Genomic DNA, 21,411 nt, shown 5'->3' with positions numbered 1-21,411 from the left:
TATGCAAAATCGTATTGACCAACTGTTCGCTAAAAAGCAACACGGCGTTTTAAATATATATTGCACCGCAGGTTTTCCTGAGTTAAATGATACCCTGCCGGTAATGACCGCATTACAACAACATGGTGCAGACCTCATTGAACTGGGCATGCCTTTCTCCGATCCACTGGCCGACGGCCCGGTCATCCAGGATAGCAGCACCAAAGCCCTGCAAAACGGTATGAGCCTGCATGTATTATTTGAGCAGCTGTCCGGCTTCCGGAAAACGATACAGGTACCTGTTATTCTCATGGGATATTTCAACCCCGTACTCACTTACGGCGTAGAGGCTTTTTGCGCTAAATGTGCAGAAGTAGGCGTAGATGGTATCATTGTACCAGACCTGCCAATGGCGGAATATGAAAATGAATATCGCCCGCTGTTTGAAAAGCATAACCTGCACCTCATCTTCCTGGTTACACCGGAAACCAGTGAAGCCAGAATCCGCAAAATAGATAGTCTGAGCAAAGGATTTATTTATGCGGTGTCTTCTTCTTCCACCACTGGAAAAGATAAGGACATGAAAGATCAGCAGGCCTATTTCGAGCGATTGAAAAATTTGCAGCTCAGCAATCCCGTATTAATTGGGTTTGGTATAAAAGATAAAGCTACTTTTGAGGCGGCTTCGGCTCATGCTAATGGCGCTATTATCGGAACTGCTTTTATCAAAGCCATTGAACATAGCCAGAATATTGACGAAACGGTGAAAACGTTTATCTCGGGAATAATTCAGTAATAACATGAAAACGGTTATCATAAAATACAACGCCGGTAATATTCGCTCTGTGCAATTTGCATTGGAGCGTTTAGGCGTTAACGGTACTGTTACAGATGATCACGAAGAGATCATGTCGGCTGACAAGGTGATTTTCCCCGGTGTGGGAGAAGCCAGTACGGCCATGCGGTACCTGAAAGAAAGAAAGCTCGATCAGGTGATCGCTAACCTGCAACAGCCGGTATTAGGCATCTGCCTGGGGATGCAACTGCTGTGTAAACATTCGGAAGAAAATGACACCGACTGCATTGGCATTTTTGATACGGCCGTGAAACGTTTTCAATCGCCGGTAGAAAACCTGCTTAAAATACCACAGATTGGCTGGAACAATATTACTGGCTTACACAGCGTGATGTTTGAACATGTTCCTGAAAATGCCTACATGTACTTTGTGCACAGCTATTATGCGGCATTAGGTACAGACACCGTAGCTATTGCCAACTATGTGATTAACTACAGCGCTGCCCTGCAGAAAGATAATTTCTACGCAGTACAGTTTCACCCGGAGAAATCCGCTGAAGCCGGTGGCCGTATTATCGAAAACTTTTTGAACCTCTAAGATGAACATTCGCCCGATAAGCGCTGATGATACCTTGCAACTCCGCAGGGATGTATTGTATCCCAATGAATCATTGTCTGCCGTAAAAGTAGATCATGATGCTGATGGCTTACACTTTGGTGTGTTTGATCACGGACAAATGGTGACCGTGGTTTCCTTATTCCTGGAGCGCGACAGCGCACAGTTCCGGAAGCTGGCTACCTTGCCGGCCGCACAGGGAAAGGGCTATGGAAAAGCGATCCTCGCACATCTGGTGAGTATCTGCAAAAAAGAGGGAATCAAATTACTCTGGTGCAACGCCCGCGATACAGCTGTTAGCTTTTATGATAAGCTGGGCTATACTAAAAAAGGCGATTATTTCATAAAGGGCGGAATTTCCTTTGTAAGAATGGAATTGCCGCTGGACCTGCATAACATGACAGCTAAACGTTTCGAAATTATTCCCGCCATCGATATCATTGATGGCAAATGTGTAAGGCTCACTCAGGGCGATTATAGCCAGCAGAAAGTATACAACGAACATCCGTTGGAGGTGGCAAAAGAATTTGAAGCCATCGGCGTAAAACGGCTGCACCTGGTAGACCTTGATGGCGCTAAAAAAGGACAGGTGGTGAATTGGAAAGTGCTGGAAAGTATTGTGGGCAAAACCAGTCTGGTAACGGATTTTGGCGGCGGTATCAAAACGGCTAAAGACATTGATATTGTATTTGAATGCGGTGCTGCCCTGGCTACCATCGGTAGTGTGGCAGTGAAGCAACCGGAATTATTTTTCAGCTGGGTAAAACAGTACGGCGCAGATAAAATATTTTTGGGGGCAGATGTGAAAGAAGAGAAAATCGCGGTAGGTGGCTGGCTGGAAACAACCGAGCTGTCTGTATTCGATTTCCTGGAGAGCAATATCGCGCAGGGCGTTACTAATATCTTTTGTACGGATATCGCTAAAGATGGCTTGTTACAGGGCCCGTCTACGGAGTTGTACAAAAAAATCATTGCACGTTTTGCGGCTATTAACTTTGTGGCCAGTGGCGGCGTGAGTAATATCGGCGATGTAGCAGCCTTGCAGGAAATTGGCTGTAGCGGCGCTATTATTGGTAAAGCGATCTACGAGGGTAACATCTCCATGGATGAATTAAAAACATTCCTGTAAACTATTAGCACATGTTGACCAAACGTATCATACCATGCCTGGATATCAAAGACGGGCGTACTGTTAAAGGTATCAACTTCGAGAATATCCGCGATGCCGGTGATCCAATAGAACTGGGCGCTTTATACGCTGCACAGGGCGCTGATGAACTGGTATTCCTGGATATAACAGCTACGAATGAACGAAGAAAAACACTGTCTGAGCTCGTGACACGTATTGCGCGCCATGTGAATATTCCATTTACCGTAGGTGGTGGTATTTCCTCTGTGGAAGACGTGAACGTATTGCTGCAATCCGGGGCCGATAAAATTTCCGTAAATACTTCTGCATTCAAAGATCCGGAGCTGGTAGACCGCCTGGCACGTGAATTCGGTAACCAGTGTATTGTACTGGCCATTGATACCCGTTTTGAGGACGGCGACTGGTACGTATACCTGAATGGTGGCCGCGTGAAAACAGACGTGAAAGCATTTGACTGGGCCAAAGAAGCGGTGAACCGTGGCGCAGGTGAAATACTCCTCACTTCCATGAACAACGACGGTACTAAAAAGGGATTTGCCCTGGATATCACCGGACAAATGTCGCAGCACCTCAACGTGCCGGTAATTGCCTCCGGAGGCGCTGGTAATATGGAGCATTTTGTAGATGTATTCCAAAACGCGCAGGCCGATGCTGCGCTTGCCGCCAGCATCTTCCATTATAAAGAAATAGAAATACCTGCGCTCAAAACCTTTCTTTACAACAAAGGGGTGAACGTAAGATTTTAGAGATACCTGAAATAAGTTAACATGCAGATAGATTTTCAAAAGTCGTCCGATGGCCTGGTGCCAGCTATTATACAGGATGCCGTGACTTGCAAAGTACTGATGCTGGGATACATGAACCGCGAAGCATTGGAAAAAACCATGGCAGATAGTAAGGTGACTTTTTTCAGTCGCTCCAAAAAACGGCTGTGGACGAAAGGAGAAGAAAGCGGTAACTTCCTGATTGTAAAAGACCTGAAAGTAGATTGCGACCAGGACACCATTCTGATCAAAGCCAGTCCGGTAGGCCCGGTATGCCATACCGGCGCGGATACGTGCTGGGATGAGCAAAATATCAGCAACGACTTCCTCGCCACATTGGAAGGTATTATCGCCGACAGAAAAAATAATCCTACCGATAAGTCTTATACCGCCAGTCTTTTTGCACGCGGCATTAATAAGATTGCACAGAAAGTAGGAGAGGAAGCTGTTGAAGTAGTGATCGAAGCAAAAGATAATAACGACGACCTGTTTCTGAACGAGTCTGCCGATCTCCTGTTTCATTACCTGATCCTTTTGCAGGCAAAAGGATTCCAGTTATCAGATGTTATATCGGTGTTAAAACAACGCCACAACAAATAACCGGATCTTCCTGGTTAATAACGTTTTCAGATAATGATGATGCGGTTATCATCGGGCTTAATAATTATTATTCATCCCGTAACAGATAGCAATTAATTCATCATCATTATCTGAAACATTTGTCACGCTTTCCCAAAATATGATCAGCGGTAAATGACCGCCGTCCCCCCTTAAAAATCTCTTCGTATATTACACCCCACTAACTAATTAAAATAATTTGTAATGAAACAATTTTTCCTGTTAGCCGCTGTAGGGCTGATTTCCACAGGAGTGTACGCCCAGCAGGTGTCAGGCATTGTGAAGAACGGGAGCGGCAAAACCATATACCTTTTTGACGACCAGGATAATAATCCCGATGACTCTGTAGTCATCAAGAATGACCAGTTTAGTTTCAAGGTAAAAAGTGGTAAAGAGCCATCTGTATATGCATTGATTTTGAGAGATGTGAGTTACCCGATGTTGTTCGTAACAGGCGGTAATGAACCCGTGCATTTTACTACGTCAATCGCTACTTTTCCCATTGCAGCTGCGGTGAAGGGAAATGAGAATACGCAGGCTATGCAGCAGTACCAGAAAGCATTTGAGCCATTGATTAAGCGGGCGCAGGACTTAAACCTGATTGCGAAAAATGTTAACCCGGAAGACGAGCCGGCTAAGAATTCTTTCCGTAAAAAAGCAGATGAGTTCAGCCAGGACGTTATAAAAACCGGTACCGAATTTATCAAAGGACATCCAACCAGCATTGCCAGTATATGGTTGCTGATGAATGAATTACGGACACGGCTCGACGGAGAAGAGTTTCAACGACTGTTCAATTCGCTTGATCCCTCCGTTAAAAATGGACAATACGGACAAAGCGTAACCGCCTATATAAAAAGTTTGAAAGTCAGCGCAGTGAACATTGAAGCGGATGACTTTTCTCAGACAGATGCTAAGGGACAGCCGGTAAAGCTATCTTCTTTCAGAGGAAAATATGTGCTGGTGGACTTTTGGGCCAGCTGGTGCGGTCCTTGCCGCCAGGAAAATCCGAACGTAGTAAAAGCCTATAACAAGTACAAGGATAAAAACTTTACCATCCTGGGCGTTTCGCTGGATGATAACCGTGATCGGTGGTTACGGGCTATCAGCCAGGACGATCTCCACTGGACGCAGGTATCCGACTTACGTGGATGGGGTAACGAAGTGGCTGTACAATACGGTATTCAGTCTATTCCTTCCAATTTCCTGGTAAGCCCCGATGGGAAGATCATCGCCCGTAATCTGCGTGGAGAGGAACTGGAAGCCAAATTACAGGAAGTACTGAAATAGCCGTTTATCAAAATCAGGTTGTGATTAATCAGCCGATTTTACAAATTTGTTGTTCGTAAAACAAAAACCAATGAAAAAAACGATTGTAGGGATCGCCCTTTTCGTACCGGCAGTAATGTTTGCCCAGGATAAAAAAGGCGCAGCAGGTAAACCTTATACTATACAGGGAACTGTTTCTCAACAGCAGAACCCCGCTACTGTTTACCTGAGAATGCGGAAAGGCGGAGAAAGCTTTATGGATAGCGCTCAGATCAAAGAKGGTAAATTCACATTTAACGGCACCCTGGAAGAACCAGCTATGGCCAGCCTGATGCTGGTACAGAAAGGCGCCGAAAAGCCAGTATCTATGGGTCGCGATATGCTCGCAGTATTCCTGGATAAAGGTGTTGTGAATGTTACCACTACCGACTCTATCAGCAAAGCAGCAGTAACAGGCTCCAAAGCGAACGACGATTATAAGAAGCTGAACGACTTATTAAAAGACGTGAACGAAAGAGGCGCTGCATTACAGAAAAAGTACCGTGAACTGGCACAGCAGAAAGACGAGGAAGGCATTAAAAAGCTGGAAGCAGACTACGACGCATTAGATGCAGAAGAAAAGAAAATAGAGAACGATTTTCTGTCTAAAAATACCAATTCTCCTATCTCTATGTTCTTATTGAACCAGGTAGCAGGATATGATATTAAACCCGCTGAAGTAACACCGCTGTTTAAGAAATTAAGCAAAGAAGCAAGAAACTCCCCTTCTGGTAAAGAGTTTTCCAAACGCCTGGAATCAGCCCGCAAAACTGCTATCGGCCAACCCGCTATCGATTTCGCACAGGCAGATGCCAATGGTAAAAGTATCAGCTTATCTTCTTTCCGTGGAAAATACGTACTGGTTGACTTCTGGGCTAGCTGGTGCGGTCCCTGCCGTGCAGAAAACCCGAACGTAGTAAAAGCTTACGATCAATTCAAATCCAAAGGCTTCGAAATCCTCGGCGTTTCCCTGGATGATAAAAAGGACAAATGGTTGGCAGCTATTGATGCTGATAAACTAACCTGGTCACATGTTTCCGACCTCAAAGGCTGGAAAAATGCGGCAGCAGATCTCTACGGTGTACGCGCTATCCCGCAGAACGTACTGATTGATCCTAATGGAAAAATCGTCGCTAAAAACCTGCGTGGTGAAGAACTGGCTTCCAAACTGGGAGAAATACTGAAGTAATAAACTACCTGATAATAAATGATAAAGGGGTGATATCCAACGATATCACCCCTTTTCTTTTCTAGTCGGAAAATAAATTTTGTATTATCTACGATAGTTTCGTAGATTTACGAAAGAATCGTAATTGAATATAAAATAATATCATGGAAAAACTGACCCAGCAAGAAGAAACAGCCATGCTGGCTATCTGGAAAGTAGGGAAAGGTTTGGTAAAAGACTTCCTGGAAGCGCATCCTGCGCCCGCGCCTCCGTATACAACCCTCGCCTCCACTATTAAGAACCTGGAGAAAAAAGGGTTTCTGGAAAGCCGGAAAATTGGTAACGTATACGAATATACGCCTGCTATAGAAGAAGCAGCCTATAAGCAAAAATTCATGAACGGCTTCGTAAAAGACTATTTCGAAAACTCCTATAAAGAACTGGTATCCTTCTTTGCGAAAGAAAAGAAAATCAGTCCGGACGAGTTGAAAGAAATTATCAACATGATAGAAAAAGGCAAACACTAAACTGCTGACGATGGTACCTGCTATATTAATATATCTGCTAAAGGCGAACATTGCACTGACCATGTTCTTTCTCGCTTACCGCTTCGGTTTGCGCAGACTCACCTTTTACACCTTAAACAGGCTATTTCTACTGACGGGCATCGCATTTTCTTCCTTGTTTCCCTTCATCCCCATCAATGCATTTGTCAATAAGCATGAGGCCATCGCTGGCAGCGTCATGACGTATGTACCTGATCTTTCCGCGTGGCAGTCGCCGGAGCCCGTATTTACCGTATGGACGATTTTGGTATACATCTTCTGGACAGGTGTATCAGTCATGACTATACGCCTTTTTATACAGCTGATATCGCTGTGGAAAATTCACCGTCAATCACAACAGGGCCAAATCGATGATATCACCGTGCAGCTATTGCAGCAACCGGTTAATCCTTTTTCGTTCTTCAAGCATATCTATATCAACCCCTCCCTGCATCAGCCGGAAGAACTACCGGCTATTCTGCACCATGAAAAAGTGCATGTACAGCAATGGCACACCGCCGATGCATTGCTGGGAGAAATCAATCAGGTATTCTACTGGTTCAATCCCGGCGCCTGGCTCATGAAAACAGCCATCCGCGAAAACCTGGAATTCATTACAGACAGATACCTGCTACAGCAGGGCGTAGATAAAACCAGTTATCAGTATAATCTTATTAAAGTTAGTGGGATCCCTTATGCGACGGCCATCGCAAACAATTTCAATTTCTCACATCTAAAAAAACGAATTATTATGATGAACAGTAAAAAGTCGTCCCGCTACCAATTGATACGCTATATGGTATTAGGGGTATTAGTAGGAGGGTTGGTTTTATCATTGAATTATACAAAAGCTTCTGCTGCACTAAATTTCATCCACATTACAGTGGATTCCGTACCTGCGGCTAAAAAAGTAACAGTAGCTCCTAAAGTGACTCAGCCCGGCGCCCAAACGATCAAAGGTGCCCCTGCTTCAAAAGCCGCTAAAAGTCCCAATGTGATCACATTGAGAAAGACAAATGGCCAAGATCCGGTGTACGTGGTAGATGGCGAAATTTTAAGTAAATCGGCCATGGAGGCTATAAATCCCAATACTATTGAGTCAGTCAATGTAGTGAAAGCACCCACAGGAGCACAACAAGAAGACCTGGTAGGAAAATATGGAGAAGGCGCTGGTAATGGGGTCATTTTTGTTACGTTAAAAAAGCCAAAAGCAATTGGTATTTCCATTCGCGGGGGGAGTGCAACAGGCCAGGCAACAGGAGGAGATCCGCTGATACTTGTAGACAATGAGGCATTGCCTAAAGGCAAGTCCATCGACGATATTCCAACCGACAAAATCTCTTCCGTAGAAATTCTCAAAGATGGCGCGGCTAAAGCTCTTTACGGCGCTGCGGCTGTTAACGGTGTAATTCTGATTAAAACTAAAGAAGGAGCTGCCGCTACAGGAATCCAGAATATACAGATACGTGTGAACGATTCCACCACGGTAAAATAATTATTTAAATCACTGATAAAATCCAGAAAGCTGCTATGGTGCCTGCTATGCTGATATATCTTCTGAAAGCGAATATTGCGTTGACACTGTTTTTTCTTGCTTATCGCTTCGGTTTGCGTAAGCTCACGTTCTATACGCTGAACAGAATATTCCTATTGGCAGGCATTGCTTTTTCATCCTTGTTCCCCCTTATATCAGTGGACACCTTTGTGAACAGACATAAAACAATTGCAGGCAGCGTAATGGTTTATGTTCCCAATTGGCAAGCCTGGCAGGCGCCTGCACCCGTATTTACGGTATGGAATGTATTGGTATACATCTTCTGGATAGGGGTATCGGTAATGGCTATACGCTTTTTGGTGCAACTTTTTTCCCTGTGGCGTATTCACCGGAAATCGCAACCGGGAACGCTCTATGATATCACTGTACAATTGTTACAACAACCGGTGAATCCTTTTTCTTTTTTCCGTCACATCTACATTAATCCTTCCCTGCATCAGCCGGAAGAATTGCCGGCTATACTGCACCATGAAAAAGTACATGTGCAGCAATGGCATACAGCCGACACGCTGCTGGGAGAATTGAATAATATTTTTTATTGGTTTAATCCCGGCGCCTGGCTCATGAAAACCGCCATCCGGGAAAACCTGGAATTCATTACAGATCGTCACCTGCTGCAGCAGGGCGTAGATAAAATCAGTTACCAGTACAACCTGGTGAAAGTTAGTGGGATCCCTTATGCGACGGCCATCGCAAACAATTTCAATTTATCACACCTAAAAAAAAGAATTATGATGATGAACAGCAAAAAATCATCCCGCTATCAGGTAATACGCTATATGGTATTGGGTTTGCTGGTAGGGGGAACTGTGCTGTCGTTGAATTATACCCGGGCTGCAGAAGTCATGCATGGGAATAAAGGGAAGTCGCCCATATCACATGGCCTTAAACAGGCAGCAGCTCCTGTATTACCTGTACGATCATCAGTTACAGCTGATTCGGTGCCAGTAGTGATCTCCACCTCGCCCAACGCCACCATTATTTCTTCAAGTGTTGTTATTTCCGGGAAAGACTCTACAGGCAAGGCTTTCTACATTGTAAACGGAAAGGCTACTGACAAGGCGCCGGAAAATTGCGGCGGATGCGCTACCGCTAAATCAAATGATAGTACTGCCGTTGTTTTCGTTACCATCTCCGGTGATCAGCTGTCGCAGCAAACGTCCACTATTACAGGCGGAACGGCTGATGTTCAGGTAATAGTAAATGGTGTTAAAGTTAACACACAAGAAATGAAGCCTGCGCAGACTTATGACATAAAAACTAAAACGATATCAGGCAATTCAACCTTCACCACTAGTCAGCCACAAACCATCACCATCACCACCAAGCCAATGGTTATCAGTGGGGGAACAGGAGAGGTAACTATCAAAATTGACACTGTTATTGTAAAGTAATTATACCATTTCAATAGCAAAAGCCACGGTCCGCCACCGTGGCATTTTTGTTTATATACAACATTATCCATTCACAGCTGTTTATATAGGTGATTAATACACCTGCTTATGCTGCAAAAAGGCGACACTGCTCCAGACTTCACACTGAGCTCTACACCTGAAAAAACAGTTACCCTATCAGCACTGAAAGGGAAAAATGTAATCCTGGCATTTTATCCGGCCGACTGGAGCCCGGTATGCAGCGATCAGATGGTCTTGTACAATGAAATGTTGAAATACTTTGAAAAGTATAATGCTGTACTGCTGGGGATCTCCGTAGATGGCGCCTGGTGCCACGCCGCTTTTGCCAAAGCGCGGCAACTACACTTCGATTTGTTGGCCGATTTTGAACCCAAAGGCGCCGTATCCGGTTTGTTTGGCGTGTATGAAAATGGGGTGAGTCAACGGGCTCTTTTTGTAATAGATACACAAGGTATTATTCAATGGAGTTATTTATCACCTATTGGCCAGAATCCAGGCGCAGATGGTATCCTGGCTGCATTGGAAAATATTAAAAACTAACGTAGATGCCTACCCTCATTCCCCCCGTGAATGCATTGGATCATATCCTCGGTGTGCAAAATGCTACCATAGAACTGGTTGAATACGGCGACTTTCAATGTCCCTACTGCCGGGAAGCTTTCTTTGTGGTAAAACAATTACAGGAGCGTTTTGCCGACCGGCTACGCTTCGTTTTTCGCAATTTCCCCTTGTCGGAGTCGCATGAATACGCCATGGATGCGGCATTGGCGGCAGAAGCAGCCGCCAGGCAAAATCGCTTCTGGGATATGCACGACGCTATTTACAACCGTCAGCCTGAACTCAATGAAGCACTATTGCTAAGACTGGCAGCCGATATGGAAATAGACTTGCAGCAATTTGCCGATGATATGGACTCCCCTAAGCTATTAAGCAGGGTAGAAGCCGATTTCGAAAGCGGTGTACGTAGCGGTGTAAATGGCACGCCTACGTTTTATCTTAATGGCAAACGATATAACGGCGATTATCGCGTGTTATCCTCCTTTTTGGAAGAATAATTATGGCTGACTAACGGAACGTGCACAACGGAAGCCTAGGTTAGATAAACCGGATTCCGGCGTGCTTTTCATCCGGGCAGATACCCGGTATCCCCGGCAATATTCATCACTGCACATATAGGACCCGCCACGGATCACTCTCTTGGCCTGTCCCGGGTCATCAGGATCTAATCCTTCCGCCGGGCCTGCCGGATTCTTTACCCCTTTTTCTCCCTGTATATAGTAGTTGGCATCGTACCAGTCTTCACACCATTCCCATACATTCCCCGCCATATCATACAGCTGATAACCGTTAGGGCTATACGATTTTACAGGTGCGGTACCATAGTAACCATCTGTTTTAGTGTTCTTATAGGGAAAATTGCCATTCCAGGTATTGGCTTTGGCTTTACCGGTGGTCAGCGGTTCATTGCCCCAGGGATATAAACTGCCGGAGAGGGCGCCACGGGCGGCATATTCCCATTCTGCTTCCGTAGGTAGCCGTTTGCCGGCCCATTTGGCATAAGCCTGTGCATCCAGCCAGGAGACCTGTGTAACCGGCTCCTGGCCCCTGTTAGCGATATTGCTGGCAGGTCCTTCCGGATGTTTCCAGCTGGTGCCTTGTACAAATGACCACCACTGGGAAATATCATTAAATGGCACTGCATGATCCGGTGGGGTAAATACCAGTGCACCCGGTGCCGTCATGGTAGCCAGTGTGGCACTGTCGGGCTCCGGCGTGCCCGGAGGTAAACTGGCCATGAGCTCTGCTTTGCTGATAGGCTGCTCCGCAGTGGTAACATAGCCGGTAGCTTCCACAAAACGGGCGAATTCCGCTTTGGTCACTTCATGTTCATCCATCCAGAAACTGGCGATGTCTACGCGGTGCTTGGGGTATTCATCTGCCATCCCGGTGCTGTCGTCTGCGCCCATCAGGAACGAGCCTGCAGGTATCAGCACCATTTTGTTCAACGTATCTTTCTCTTTGCTGGCAGTACCCTGTTTGCCGGTGTTGCCCGCACAGGCGCTTAATAGTGCCAGTCCAAGCACCAGATTTATCTTCAACATATTGTAGTCAGGCCGTTTTTTTAATCGTTTTTCAAAAATAATATTTAAAAAATTGCTTTCGCCGGAATTTGCTGAAAATCAGAAGTAGTGGTGGAATAAGGGTAGCCTTAACAATTATATAATTACTTTTCCACGAAAACTGTTGTAAACTGCAGGCAGTTACGGGCTGCTATGCCCTGTTTTATTGGTATCGCGTATGCAAAAAACTGCAGTACCCTTTACACGCAAGGATTTTGGGGAAGACTTTCTTTGGGGCGTCACAATTTCAGCTTTTCAAAATGAAGGAGCCTTCGATATGGATGGCAAAGGACCTTCTATTTGGGATACTTTCTCCGGCCGTAAAGGAAAAATTAAAGATAAAAGCCACGCGCAAACCGCAACCGACTTCTATAATCGCTATACACAGGATATCCTGCTCGCCAAGTTGCTGGGATTTTCTGTATTCCGTTTTTCGCTTTCCTGGTCGCGCATTATGCCCAAAGGTACTGGCGCCGTCAATCCTGCCGGCATCGACTATTACCATCGTGTAATAGATGCCTGCCTGGAATTGGGACTGGAGCCTTATGTTACCCTGTACCACTGGGATTTGCCCCAGGCGCTGGAACATAAGGGGGGCTGGGCGCATCGGGGAGTAGTATTTGCCTTTGAAGAATTTGTGAGGATATGTGCCCGGGAATACGGTAGCAAAGTGAAAAACTGGATTGTGTTGAATGAACCCTTTGGGTTTACTGCCCTGGGATATATGCTGGGCGTGCATGCACCGGGTAAATTCGGGCTTTCCTGGTTTTTGCCGGCAGTGCATCATGCGGTATTGGCGCAGGCGGAGGCTGGGCGCGTGATTCGCGAAGAAGTGGCTGGCGCCAATATTGGTACCGCCTTATCCTGTTCACAGATTATTCCGTATTCCGACAGTGCTGCGGATCAACAGGCAGCACGCCGTGCCGATGCGCTCTTTAATCGCCTGTTTCTGGAGCCTTCGCTGGGTATGGGTTACCCGGTGGCCGATTTTCCGCTGCTGCGTCGTATTGAGCGCCGTTATGCCCTCTGGCGCGATTGGGACCGGCTGGCATTTGATTTTGATTTCATAGGTGTACAGAACTATTTTCCGCTGGTAGTGAAATACAATTCTTTTATGCCGATCGTTAAAATTTCAGAGGTAAAAGCAAAATCCCGGAATGTACCACTAACGGGATTAGGTTGGGAGATTAACGGCAACGGCCTATACGAAGTATTGAAACAATTTGCCTCCTACAAAAATATTAAGAAACTCATCGTAACAGAAGGCGGAGCCGCCTTTCCTGACGTGCTTTCCCCGGATGGCCGCATCGAGGACCACGCACGCATTGCCTACTTCCAGGAATACCTGGCAGGCGTATTGAAAGCCCGTCGGGAAGGAATACCCGTAGATGGCTACTTCGCCTGGACCCTTACCGATAACTTTGAATGGGCCGAAGGCTATCGCGCCCGCTTTGGCCTGGTACATATCAATTTCGATACACAACAACGTACCATTAAAGATTCAGGCTATTGGTTCCGGCAATTGCTAGAAGCAGAAAGCTAAAAGCCGAAAGCATAAAGCTATTATAGCGAATGATCAGAGCGGGTATTTAAGTTATCTATCCGCTCTGATCATTCGCTATAATAGCTTTATGCTTTCGGCTTTTAGCTTTCTGCTATTGCGCCAACCGTTTAAAGAACCAGATATCTCTTAAGCTGAAGTTAAACACCGCATTTACATACGTTTCTTTCACCAGCGCCGGCCCATTTTGTCCGCGTTGTCCGGCTTCAAGGCCGATGTAATACCGTAGTGCTCCATTTTTGCTGGGTAAGGAAAAGCCCAGTGATCCGGAGATATCTTTGATTTGAGTACTGCTCACTACCAATGGAGATCTGTTATAAGCGAAACCTGCCTGTAACACAGTGCCCTCATAGGTTTGGTTGTAGTACTGGCGTTTTAGCGTATATTCTAAACCGGTAGAGAAGCGGTCGCCGTCCTGGTAGCTAAAGGTAGCGCCTTTTTCATTCAAACTATTCCACAACTGATGACGATAATCTGCCACCCAGGTGAAAGTGCCATTGGTTAAGGAGATACCGGCGCCATATTCAGCGGGTAAAGTAAAGAAGGACGGATCTTCATCTTTACTATACATGGAGGTGCCGTTCTGATCAACAATATTCAGCTTGTCCTGTAGTTTCATTTTGGTCTGGAAGCGATAAATGGCGCCCAGTCCCAGTTGCCAGTCTTTGCTAAGTTTGCCGGTATATTGTGCGCCCGCAGTAAAGTTAGGCTTGAATCCGTACCGGTTGTGTTGTGTTTGTAAGGAGTCGGAACCAATGTATTGTGTGGTGTTGAGCGGACCAAAGAGAAACGCTGTAGATACCCCCACAGAGAAGTTTTTGCTCAACTGGAAACCATTGGAGATATATGCCCGGTTGAAACCGCCGGTACCAGTGGTGGTAGCGGTAACAGGAGCACCGGTGCCTGTCATGAACTGTTGGTTTACCAGTTTATAGTCTACTGTGCTGAAGGGCGTGATACCGGCGCTAATGCCCCAGAATTTAGCCGCTTTGAAGCCAATGGCCAGTCGCTTAAAGTTGATATCACCGGCGCTTTGCGAAATGTTGGCGCCACTGTAATTAATTTGTTGTGCTTTCAGAGACACATCGAACATAAAGTTCTGAGTAGGTAAAGCACTGTAAGAGGCGGGGTTGAGCTCATTGAGGTAACCGGTATGGCGACGGCCAATACCAGTACTTCCCAGCCCGAAATTGCGGCTGTAGTCCCTTGCTTCCAGGTCGCCTATTCCATAGGCGGAGTAGATGGAATTAAGGCCATGTTGTGCTTTCACTGCTGTACTGCACAACAGGAGTATAATAAAACCACTATATATTTTAATGCGCATGAGTATCCTTTATTTGTACAACAGATAGTATAACTGAATTTTAGCCTTGTTGGAGGTGTTCTGCTGATCGCCGATCACCAACCTGTCCATAGTTGTTCTGCCATCTGTAGCACTGGGTGTGAGCAGAAGACCACGGGAATAAAAGTCCGCGACGGTTTGCTCTTTAATAACATAATTGGTGATGTCAAAGGTATAGTTGGTATTGACGTTAAACTGTTTATCCACGGTAAGCTGACCATAGGTAAGCGTATCCGTTACATTGTTGTTCTTGTCCACTTCACAAAGTGCCACTCTGGGTGGCAGCCGGTCGTTTATATACGTGCCGTTGACCGGTTTCAGGGTCATATATACTTTCATGATTTTGAAGAATTGCCCCAGGTAAACGAGATTCTTGATGTACGGAATATCAATACGTGTAGCCGTACCTGCTATAGGCTGACAAAAGCCCTGGTTGCCGGTGCTGGCAGTTGGCAATGATTTTACTATACCATCGAATGGCGCCAGCGGTGTGCCGGTGCGTACTGTTTTTACCTGATTGAACTGCAGATTAGAGGCCTGCATTTTAAAGTCCACATATCTGGCAGTAACAATCTGTTCATTGATATGATAGTACAACCGCATGACGAGGCTGGTATCGTTGGCACGGAATCCGTTGATGGTTTTGCTATCCGCCGCACCCCTTACATTCAGGCCCTTGAAGAAGTCAAGCCAGGTAGGAGTAGTAGTGATATCGCCACTTTGATCACGCAACATATTGAATAACTGGGTACCCAGTTGGTTGGACATATATGCCCTGATTTCCTTATCCAGGTTAGGCCGTATTACTCCCTGGAAGCTGCCGATAGGCGTGCTTTCTGTGGAGAAGTTGCTGGAGTTGTACAGGTAGTAGAAGTTAGTAGCCGTTTGTATGGTAGAAGTAACCCGGTAGACTTGCAGGTGTTGTACCTGGGTGGAGTCGCCGGATACGTAACTGTTCGGGTGCATGATGAGCACCATAGAATCGTACCCGGAACCATTCAGCGGGATGGTAACCGCCGCAGGTTGTGCAATCTGGAAAAAAGATTGGGCGGAAGAAGTGCCAAATATGGGATCTGTTCTTTTACCGGCCAGCATTACTTCCGATCCGGAGGTAGGCATTGAGTCCTGCAGAATGGTTTTCATTTGCATAGACAACGTATCAGAAAGTACATAGTCTGTTAGCTGATTATTGTCTACAATATTGTTATAGGTAAACCCAGTTTTCTGGCAGGAAGAGATGGTCGCTACCAATAAAAATGCCGGAAGATATCTCCATATACTTCCTTTTACGCGCCTAAAAAATAAATGATACATGGTATTGTTCATGGTGCGCAATTTTAGACAGGATCAATACTTTCAGTTCCTTTAATATGCCAACGGCCAAAATTTATCGATGAATAACGTAATATATCCTTTATGCCGCCAGTAGCGCGGGAACAGGCATTTCCTGCCAAAGAATCCAACTGGTAGATGAAATAACGGTATCCGTCAGCTAAAATCAGGGGAACAGCTATTTCCTGTTTGCCGGAATGCTTCGGCGGATAATTTTGGCAGCAGTAAAAAGAACATGCTAATGCGATATTTAAAAGGTTATAGTTTATTATTGATGGCTTCCCTGGCAGCCTGTTCGAAAAGTTCAAACACCACTACACTGGTAGGAAACTGGATCAAAAGGTCCGAGTTTGAAGGTGTTGCCAGAAATGCAGCTGCTTCTTTCGTAATTGATAATAAAGCCTATGTAGGAACCGGTTATGATGGACTTAACAGGTTAACAGACTTTTGGAGTTACAACGTGGATCAGGATCAATGGACACAGGTAAGTGCTTTCACCGGTCCGGGCCGCAGTAATGCAGTAGGCATGAGCATCAATGGAAAAGGCTATGTGGGTACAGGTACAGATGGACTAACCAAAATGAGTGACTTCTATCAATACGATCCGGCTGCCAATCAATGGACCGTAAAGAAACCTTTCCCTGGCAGCGGTCGTTATGGCGCGGTTGCTTTCGGATTGGGAGCTAAAGGCTATATCGCCACTGGCTATGATGGTAACTGGTTAAAAGATAACTGGGCATATGATCCGGCTACTGATACCTGGGCACAGGCATTAAGCCTTCCCAGCGGTAAAAGACAGGATGCCTCTGTTTTCGTGATCAACAACAAGGCATATGTTTGTATGGGTACAGCCAACAGCACCGCCATCACTGACTTCTACGCATTTGACGGTACCAACTGGGCAACGCTCAATGCTATTGCCAATGTCAGCGATGATAGCTTCGATGATGCCTACAACTTTGCAGGTAGCGGCGCGGCTTCCTTTGCAATGAAAGGTAAGGGCTATGTGGTATCAGGTATCAAAGGCGGTTTGTCTGCTGCTACCTGGGAATATACTCCTGAAACGGATCGCTGGGTACAGAAAACAGATTTCGAAGGCGCTGCACGTCAGTATTCTACCGGTTTTTCCGTAAAGGATCGTGGCTTTGTGGTACTGGGCGTGAGCGGTACCCTTCAGCTGGATGATATGCGCGAATTGGACCCTACAGCAGAGTATAACAAAAATGACTAAGCGTAATCTTATTATAGCCGGTATTGCCGTGCTGGCGTTAACGTTTATTGCCTGGATAACTACCCGCGATAAGAAAGCAACGGACCATGGGTCTGATATGCTGGCGGTGGTGGTGGAGCCGTTCGAAGTAAATGGAGGATGGGGCTACAAAGTAAATGTAGACGGACATACCTACATCTATCAGAACGTACTGCCGGGTGTTGAAGGGCACCGCGTTTTTCGCAGCAAAGAAAATGCATTACGGGTGGGAAATGTGGTGGCAGATAAGCTAACGCATCATAAAATTCCAGCCATGACACAGCAGGAATTGATCAATATGCACATTACCGAGGCAGAATAATTTATTCAGCTAATTCAGCAGCTTTACTGCGGGAGGATCTATTTTGAAAAGAATACGATAATCCTGCAGTAAAGCTTTGCTGTGCCCGGTATTTTAAGTGGATTTTAATATCATTATTAAATTTAACAATCCCTTATACAGGATTAACATTTTTTAACATAAGCCTAACCCTATCTGGTGTAAGTTTATCGCATCAAATTACAGGATGCTAAATTTTAAACGGATCATCAGAAGTCGTCCCTTCCTCATTTCGCTGCACGTTCTCGGATGGGCATGTTTTTTATTTTTTCCGTTTTTCATTTATCGGATTCAGATTTTACATACCGGTTTTTTTATCAAGGAATTGATAGATAACCTCTTTTTGATAGGTATTTTTTATCTGAATATTTATGTGCTGATTCCCCGTTTTTTTAATGGGAAGAAGATCGTGATATACCTTTGCAGTATCGCTTTACTCATCGTTTTTATTACGGCGCAGCAAGCTTCTCTCAACTATTACTTCTTCAAAAAGTATGGACATCGCCCGCCACCTATGATGGCGTTACGGATGGATAAAAAATTTAACAACGGAGAAGTAACTTCTGGCCGCTTTCCACCGTTTCACCACCGGCGCCTGGATATGGCTGATGAAGGAGGCGCCCGGTCAATGGCTATCCCGGTATCAGCCAATGGTGGCAACGAACTACATATCGACAGTTCGCGAACCACCACTGCAGCCTTTCCGGGGCTTCCATTGATGGAACCAGATGGACCTACTATCCTGGAATACCTTTTCTTCCCGGAGGTACTACGCAGATCCGGATTTTTTGCGCTCCTGATGTTATTCATGAGCGGGTTTATAAAGATCGCACTGGAATGGTTTAAGAGTGAAAAGCAGCGCGAGGAGTTGAAAGTAGAGAAATTGAATGCGGAATTAAAATTTTTAAAGTCGCAGATTAATCCTCACTTCCTTTTTAACTGTCTAAACACCATTTACTCGCTGGCACATAAACAGTCAACACAAACAGAGCACGCGATTTTGAAGTTGTCAACCATTATGCGGTACATGATTTATGAGTCCAACGAAGCGAGGGTACTACTGTCACAGGAGTTAAGATACCTGCACGACTACATAGAGATACAACGGTTACGGTTGCCAAAAGATATTGACATCAATTACCAGTTAGATGGCGATGCAGATCGTTTGCAGATAGAACCCATGTTGCTGGTGCCTTTTGTGGAAAACGCCTTCAAACACGGTATCAGTTACACAGAAGATTCTTTTATCGATATAGCCATTACTACAACAGAAAATATGATCAGGCTAATTGTCCGCAACAGCCATTTTAAAGAAAGAGTGGCGGAAAGAGGGGGAATAGGCCTGGATAATGTATTGAAACGATTGGAATTGCTCTATGAAAACGAGCATGAGATTAATATCAGGGAAACGGAAAACCAATTTATTGTAGATCTTAAAATCGTGTTGAAAAAATGATGAAGTGTATTGCAGTGGATGACGAGCCGCTGGCGCTGGAAATCATGGAGGATTACATTCGTAAAGTTCCATTCCTGACACTGGCAGGCAAATTCGAAAATGCTGCGACAGCCTTGCGATTCATCCAGGATGAGCCGGTAGACCTGGTGTTTCTGGATATCAAAATGCCTGATATCACAGGCATTCAGTTCCTGAAGTCGCTTAAGTATCCTCCTATGGTGGTATTTACTACCGCTTACGGCGAGTACGCGCTGGATGGCTTTAATCTCGATGTAGTAGATTATCTCCTGAAGCCCGTACCATTTGAACGCTTTCTGAAGGCAGCCGCTAAAGCCAGCGAAACCTGGTCGGTAAGCCAGCAGAAAAGTTTAAGCGCCGGAAATAATGCCGTGGCCATGGATGCCACCTGGGTAAATGACTACATCTTCATTAAAACAGAGTACAAGATTATTAAAATCAACCTGGAAGATATTCTTTTCATCGAAGCACTGAAAGATTATACGAAAATCTATACACACAACCTGCCGGTATTGACCCTGCGGAGCCTTAAATCATTCGAAACCCGTTTACCAGCCGATAAATTTATCCGGGTACACCGGTCTTACCTGGTTTCTCTGAATAAAATCAATTGCGTAGAGAAAAATACCGTGATGATCGCGAATCAGTCGATTCCGATCTCTGACGGCTACCGCGATCGGTTTTATGATGTCATTAACCGGAATTCGTAAGAGCCGAAAGCATAAAGCGGAAAGCAAAAAGCTATTTTTGCGAATATTTAAGCGGATATATTAATTATTAATCGCTTATGTTATTCGCTAAAATAGCTTTTTGCTTTCCGCTTTATGCTTTCGGCTCTCCGTAATAGCTTTTTGCTTTCTGCTTTTTTTCCGATCTTCGCTCTCTTTTTAATACAACCATACCACCATTAATTATTATTCTTTTATCAAAAACCACCAACATTGGAAAGAATATATTTTGACAACGCAGCAACCACATCGCTGGACCCGGCAGTGCTAGAAGCAATGCTGCCGTTTATGACGGAAAAATTCGGTAATCCTTCCTCTATTTATTCTTACGGTAGAGAATCAAGACTGGGTATCGAAAATGCACGTAAATCAGTCGCCAAAACATTGAATGCTCATCCCGGAGAGATCTTCTTTACTTCCGGTGGTACAGAAGCCAGTAATACGGCTATTAATGCCGCTGTGAGAGATCTGGGCTGTAAGCATATCATTTCTTCGCCTATTGAGCACCATGCTACCCTGCACACCGTAGAATACCTGCACCATCATGATGGTATAGCACTTTCTTTTGTGAATGTATTACCTAGCGGCCATATCGATATGGACCATCTGCGCCAACTGTTGCAGAACTCCACCGAAAGATGCCTGGTAACACTCATGCATGCCAATAACGAAATTGGAAACCTGCTGGATATTCATGCCGTGGGTAACCTCTGCAAGGAGTTTGACGCCATTTTTCACTCTGATACCGTGCAAACAGTAGGTCACTATCCGTTTGACCTCCGTAACACGCCTGTACATTTTATTACCGGCGCTGGTCATAAGTTTCATGGACCTAAAGGAGTGGGTATCCTCTATATCAACGAGAATGTAAAAATTACACCGTTCATCCAGGGTGGTAGCCAGGAACGCAATATGCGCGCTGGTACCGAAAACCTGTATGGCATCATCGGGTTTGCAAAAGCACTGGAAATAGCTACCGCTGAACATGACGCACACAGCGCCCATATCAATGGCCTTCGTATGTACATGGCAGAACAGTTGGAAAAACATGTTCCTGGTATCGTTATTAACGGTGATCTGCATGGTCGCAGCTTATATACCGTATTGAACGTAGGTTTCCCGAAGTCTGAGAAAAGTGAAATGATCCTGTTTAACCTGGATATTAACGGCATCTGCGCTTCCGGCGGCAGTGCGTGTACTTCCGGTGCCAATGCGGGATCTCACGTTATTCGCGCCATCAACAGTAACCCTAACCTGATTGCAGTGCGCTTCTCCTTCTGCAAGAATAATACGAAAGAAGAAGTAGATACAGTAGTAGCGAAATTGAAGGAACTGATATAGGCTGAAAGCT

The 21,411-nt window shown here is 45.3% G+C and carries 21 protein-coding genes; 18 read left to right on the top strand and 3 right to left on the bottom strand.

The features are described 5' to 3' along the window. The first annotated feature begins 1 nt into the window (after position 1). From trpA to AC1DFM_RS04810, 12 genes are all read left to right on the top strand, one after another. On the top strand, positions 2–775 hold the full coding sequence (trpA, locus tag AC1DFM_RS04865) for a tryptophan synthase subunit alpha (protein WP_477075604.1): 774 nt from the start codon (positions 2–4) through the stop codon (positions 773–775). A gap of 4 nt (positions 776–779) precedes the next feature. Continuing rightward, complete coding sequence (gene hisH, locus AC1DFM_RS04860; protein ID WP_477075603.1) at positions 780–1,373, top strand: imidazole glycerol phosphate synthase subunit HisH; 594 nt, start codon at positions 780–782, stop codon at positions 1,371–1,373. A 1-nt stretch (position 1,374) separates the two neighbouring features. After that, on the top strand, positions 1,375–2,520 hold the full coding sequence (hisA, locus tag AC1DFM_RS04855; RefSeq protein ID WP_477075602.1) for a 1-(5-phosphoribosyl)-5-[(5-phosphoribosylamino)methylideneamino]imidazole-4-carboxamide isomerase: 1,146 nt from the start codon (positions 1,375–1,377) through the stop codon (positions 2,518–2,520). Positions 2,521–2,531: 11 nt separating this feature from the next. Beyond that, the gene (hisF, locus tag AC1DFM_RS04850; RefSeq protein ID WP_477075601.1) at positions 2,532–3,287 is read left to right on the top strand and encodes an imidazole glycerol phosphate synthase subunit HisF; all 756 of its coding nucleotides are present in this window, start codon (positions 2,532–2,534) and stop codon (positions 3,285–3,287) included. Positions 3,288–3,308: 21 nt separating this feature from the next. Continuing rightward, positions 3,309–3,905 carry a bifunctional phosphoribosyl-AMP cyclohydrolase/phosphoribosyl-ATP diphosphatase HisIE gene (gene hisIE / locus AC1DFM_RS04845; protein WP_477075600.1) on the top strand — a complete coding sequence of 199 codons (597 nt, stop codon included), beginning with the start codon at positions 3,309–3,311 and terminating at the stop codon, positions 3,903–3,905. Positions 3,906–4,127: 222 nt separating this feature from the next. After that, a complete protein-coding gene (locus AC1DFM_RS04840; protein WP_477075599.1) occupies positions 4,128–5,213 on the top strand; it encodes a redoxin domain-containing protein in 1,086 nt (361 codons plus the stop codon). Positions 5,214–5,283: 70 nt separating this feature from the next. After that, on the top strand, positions 5,284–6,420 hold the full coding sequence (locus tag AC1DFM_RS04835) for a redoxin domain-containing protein (protein ID WP_477075598.1): 1,137 nt from the start codon (positions 5,284–5,286) through the stop codon (positions 6,418–6,420). A 143-nt stretch (positions 6,421–6,563) separates the two neighbouring features. After that, positions 6,564–6,926 (top strand): BlaI/MecI/CopY family transcriptional regulator, encoded by a 363-nt coding sequence (locus AC1DFM_RS04830; protein WP_477075597.1) that lies wholly within the window; start codon positions 6,564–6,566, stop codon positions 6,924–6,926. Between the two features lie 10 nt (positions 6,927–6,936). Beyond that, entirely contained in the window at positions 6,937–8,439 is a 1,503-nt protein-coding gene (locus AC1DFM_RS04825; RefSeq protein ID WP_477075596.1) for a M56 family metallopeptidase, read from the top strand. Positions 8,440–8,486: 47 nt separating this feature from the next. After that, complete coding sequence (locus tag AC1DFM_RS04820; RefSeq protein ID WP_477075595.1) at positions 8,487–9,893, top strand: M56 family metallopeptidase; 1,407 nt, start codon at positions 8,487–8,489, stop codon at positions 9,891–9,893. A gap of 108 nt (positions 9,894–10,001) precedes the next feature. After that, a complete protein-coding gene (locus AC1DFM_RS04815; RefSeq protein WP_477075594.1) occupies positions 10,002–10,454 on the top strand; it encodes a redoxin domain-containing protein in 453 nt (150 codons plus the stop codon). 5 nt (positions 10,455–10,459) lie between these two features. Then, positions 10,460–10,969, top strand: coding sequence for a DsbA family protein (locus tag AC1DFM_RS04810; RefSeq protein WP_477075593.1), 510 nt, complete (start codon positions 10,460–10,462; stop codon positions 10,967–10,969). Here the strand turns inward: AC1DFM_RS04810 and AC1DFM_RS04805 are convergent, their stop codons facing one another. After that, positions 10,970–12,016 (bottom strand): formylglycine-generating enzyme family protein, encoded by a 1,047-nt coding sequence (locus AC1DFM_RS04805; RefSeq protein WP_477075592.1) that lies wholly within the window; start codon positions 12,014–12,016, stop codon positions 10,970–10,972. 196 nt (positions 12,017–12,212) lie between these two features. Here AC1DFM_RS04805 and AC1DFM_RS04800 point away from each other — a divergent pair, with 196 nt between their 5' ends. Continuing rightward, positions 12,213–13,577, top strand: coding sequence for a GH1 family beta-glucosidase (locus AC1DFM_RS04800; RefSeq protein ID WP_477075591.1), 1,365 nt, complete (start codon positions 12,213–12,215; stop codon positions 13,575–13,577). A gap of 112 nt (positions 13,578–13,689) precedes the next feature. Here AC1DFM_RS04800 and bamG read toward each other — a convergent pair whose 3' ends face one another. Both bamG and AC1DFM_RS04790 read right to left on the bottom strand, forming a co-directional pair. After that, the gene (gene bamG / locus AC1DFM_RS04795; protein WP_477075590.1) at positions 13,690–14,919 is read right to left on the bottom strand and encodes a BamG family beta-barrel-assembly machinery protein; all 1,230 of its coding nucleotides are present in this window, start codon (positions 14,917–14,919) and stop codon (positions 13,690–13,692) included. A 9-nt stretch (positions 14,920–14,928) separates the two neighbouring features. After that, positions 14,929–16,263 (bottom strand): DUF4270 family protein, encoded by a 1,335-nt coding sequence (locus tag AC1DFM_RS04790; RefSeq protein WP_477075589.1) that lies wholly within the window; start codon positions 16,261–16,263, stop codon positions 14,929–14,931. Positions 16,264–16,510: 247 nt separating this feature from the next. Between AC1DFM_RS04790 and AC1DFM_RS04785 the strand changes: the two genes are divergently transcribed. The 5 genes from AC1DFM_RS04785 (at position 16,511) to AC1DFM_RS04765 (ending at position 21,401) form a co-directional block, all read left to right on the top strand. Further along, a complete protein-coding gene (locus tag AC1DFM_RS04785) occupies positions 16,511–17,500 on the top strand; it encodes a Kelch repeat-containing protein (protein ID WP_477075588.1) in 990 nt (329 codons plus the stop codon). Next, positions 17,493–17,840 carry a DUF4907 domain-containing protein gene (locus AC1DFM_RS04780; protein WP_477075587.1) on the top strand — a complete coding sequence of 116 codons (348 nt, stop codon included), beginning with the start codon at positions 17,493–17,495 and terminating at the stop codon, positions 17,838–17,840. Before AC1DFM_RS04785 ends, AC1DFM_RS04780 begins: the two co-directional genes overlap by 8 nt. A 361-nt stretch (positions 17,841–18,201) precedes the next feature. Continuing rightward, positions 18,202–19,314: a sensor histidine kinase gene (locus tag AC1DFM_RS04775; protein ID WP_477075586.1), complete on the top strand. Its 1,113-nt coding sequence runs from the start codon at positions 18,202–18,204 to the stop codon at positions 19,312–19,314. Next, positions 19,311–20,042, top strand: a complete 732-nt coding sequence (locus AC1DFM_RS04770) for a LytR/AlgR family response regulator transcription factor (RefSeq protein ID WP_477075585.1) — start codon at positions 19,311–19,313, stop codon at positions 20,040–20,042. The genes AC1DFM_RS04775 and AC1DFM_RS04770 overlap by 4 nt, the downstream gene beginning before the upstream one ends. A 231-nt stretch (positions 20,043–20,273) precedes the next feature. Next, the gene (locus AC1DFM_RS04765; RefSeq protein ID WP_477075584.1) at positions 20,274–21,401 is read left to right on the top strand and encodes a cysteine desulfurase family protein; all 1,128 of its coding nucleotides are present in this window, start codon (positions 20,274–20,276) and stop codon (positions 21,399–21,401) included. The last annotated feature ends 10 nt before the right edge of the window (positions 21,402–21,411 follow it).

This window comes from Chitinophaga sp. 05T412 (genome assembly GCF_056396465.1).
Note: the sequence above shows the minus strand (reverse complement) of the source record. Positions and strands in the feature narration are given on the sequence as shown.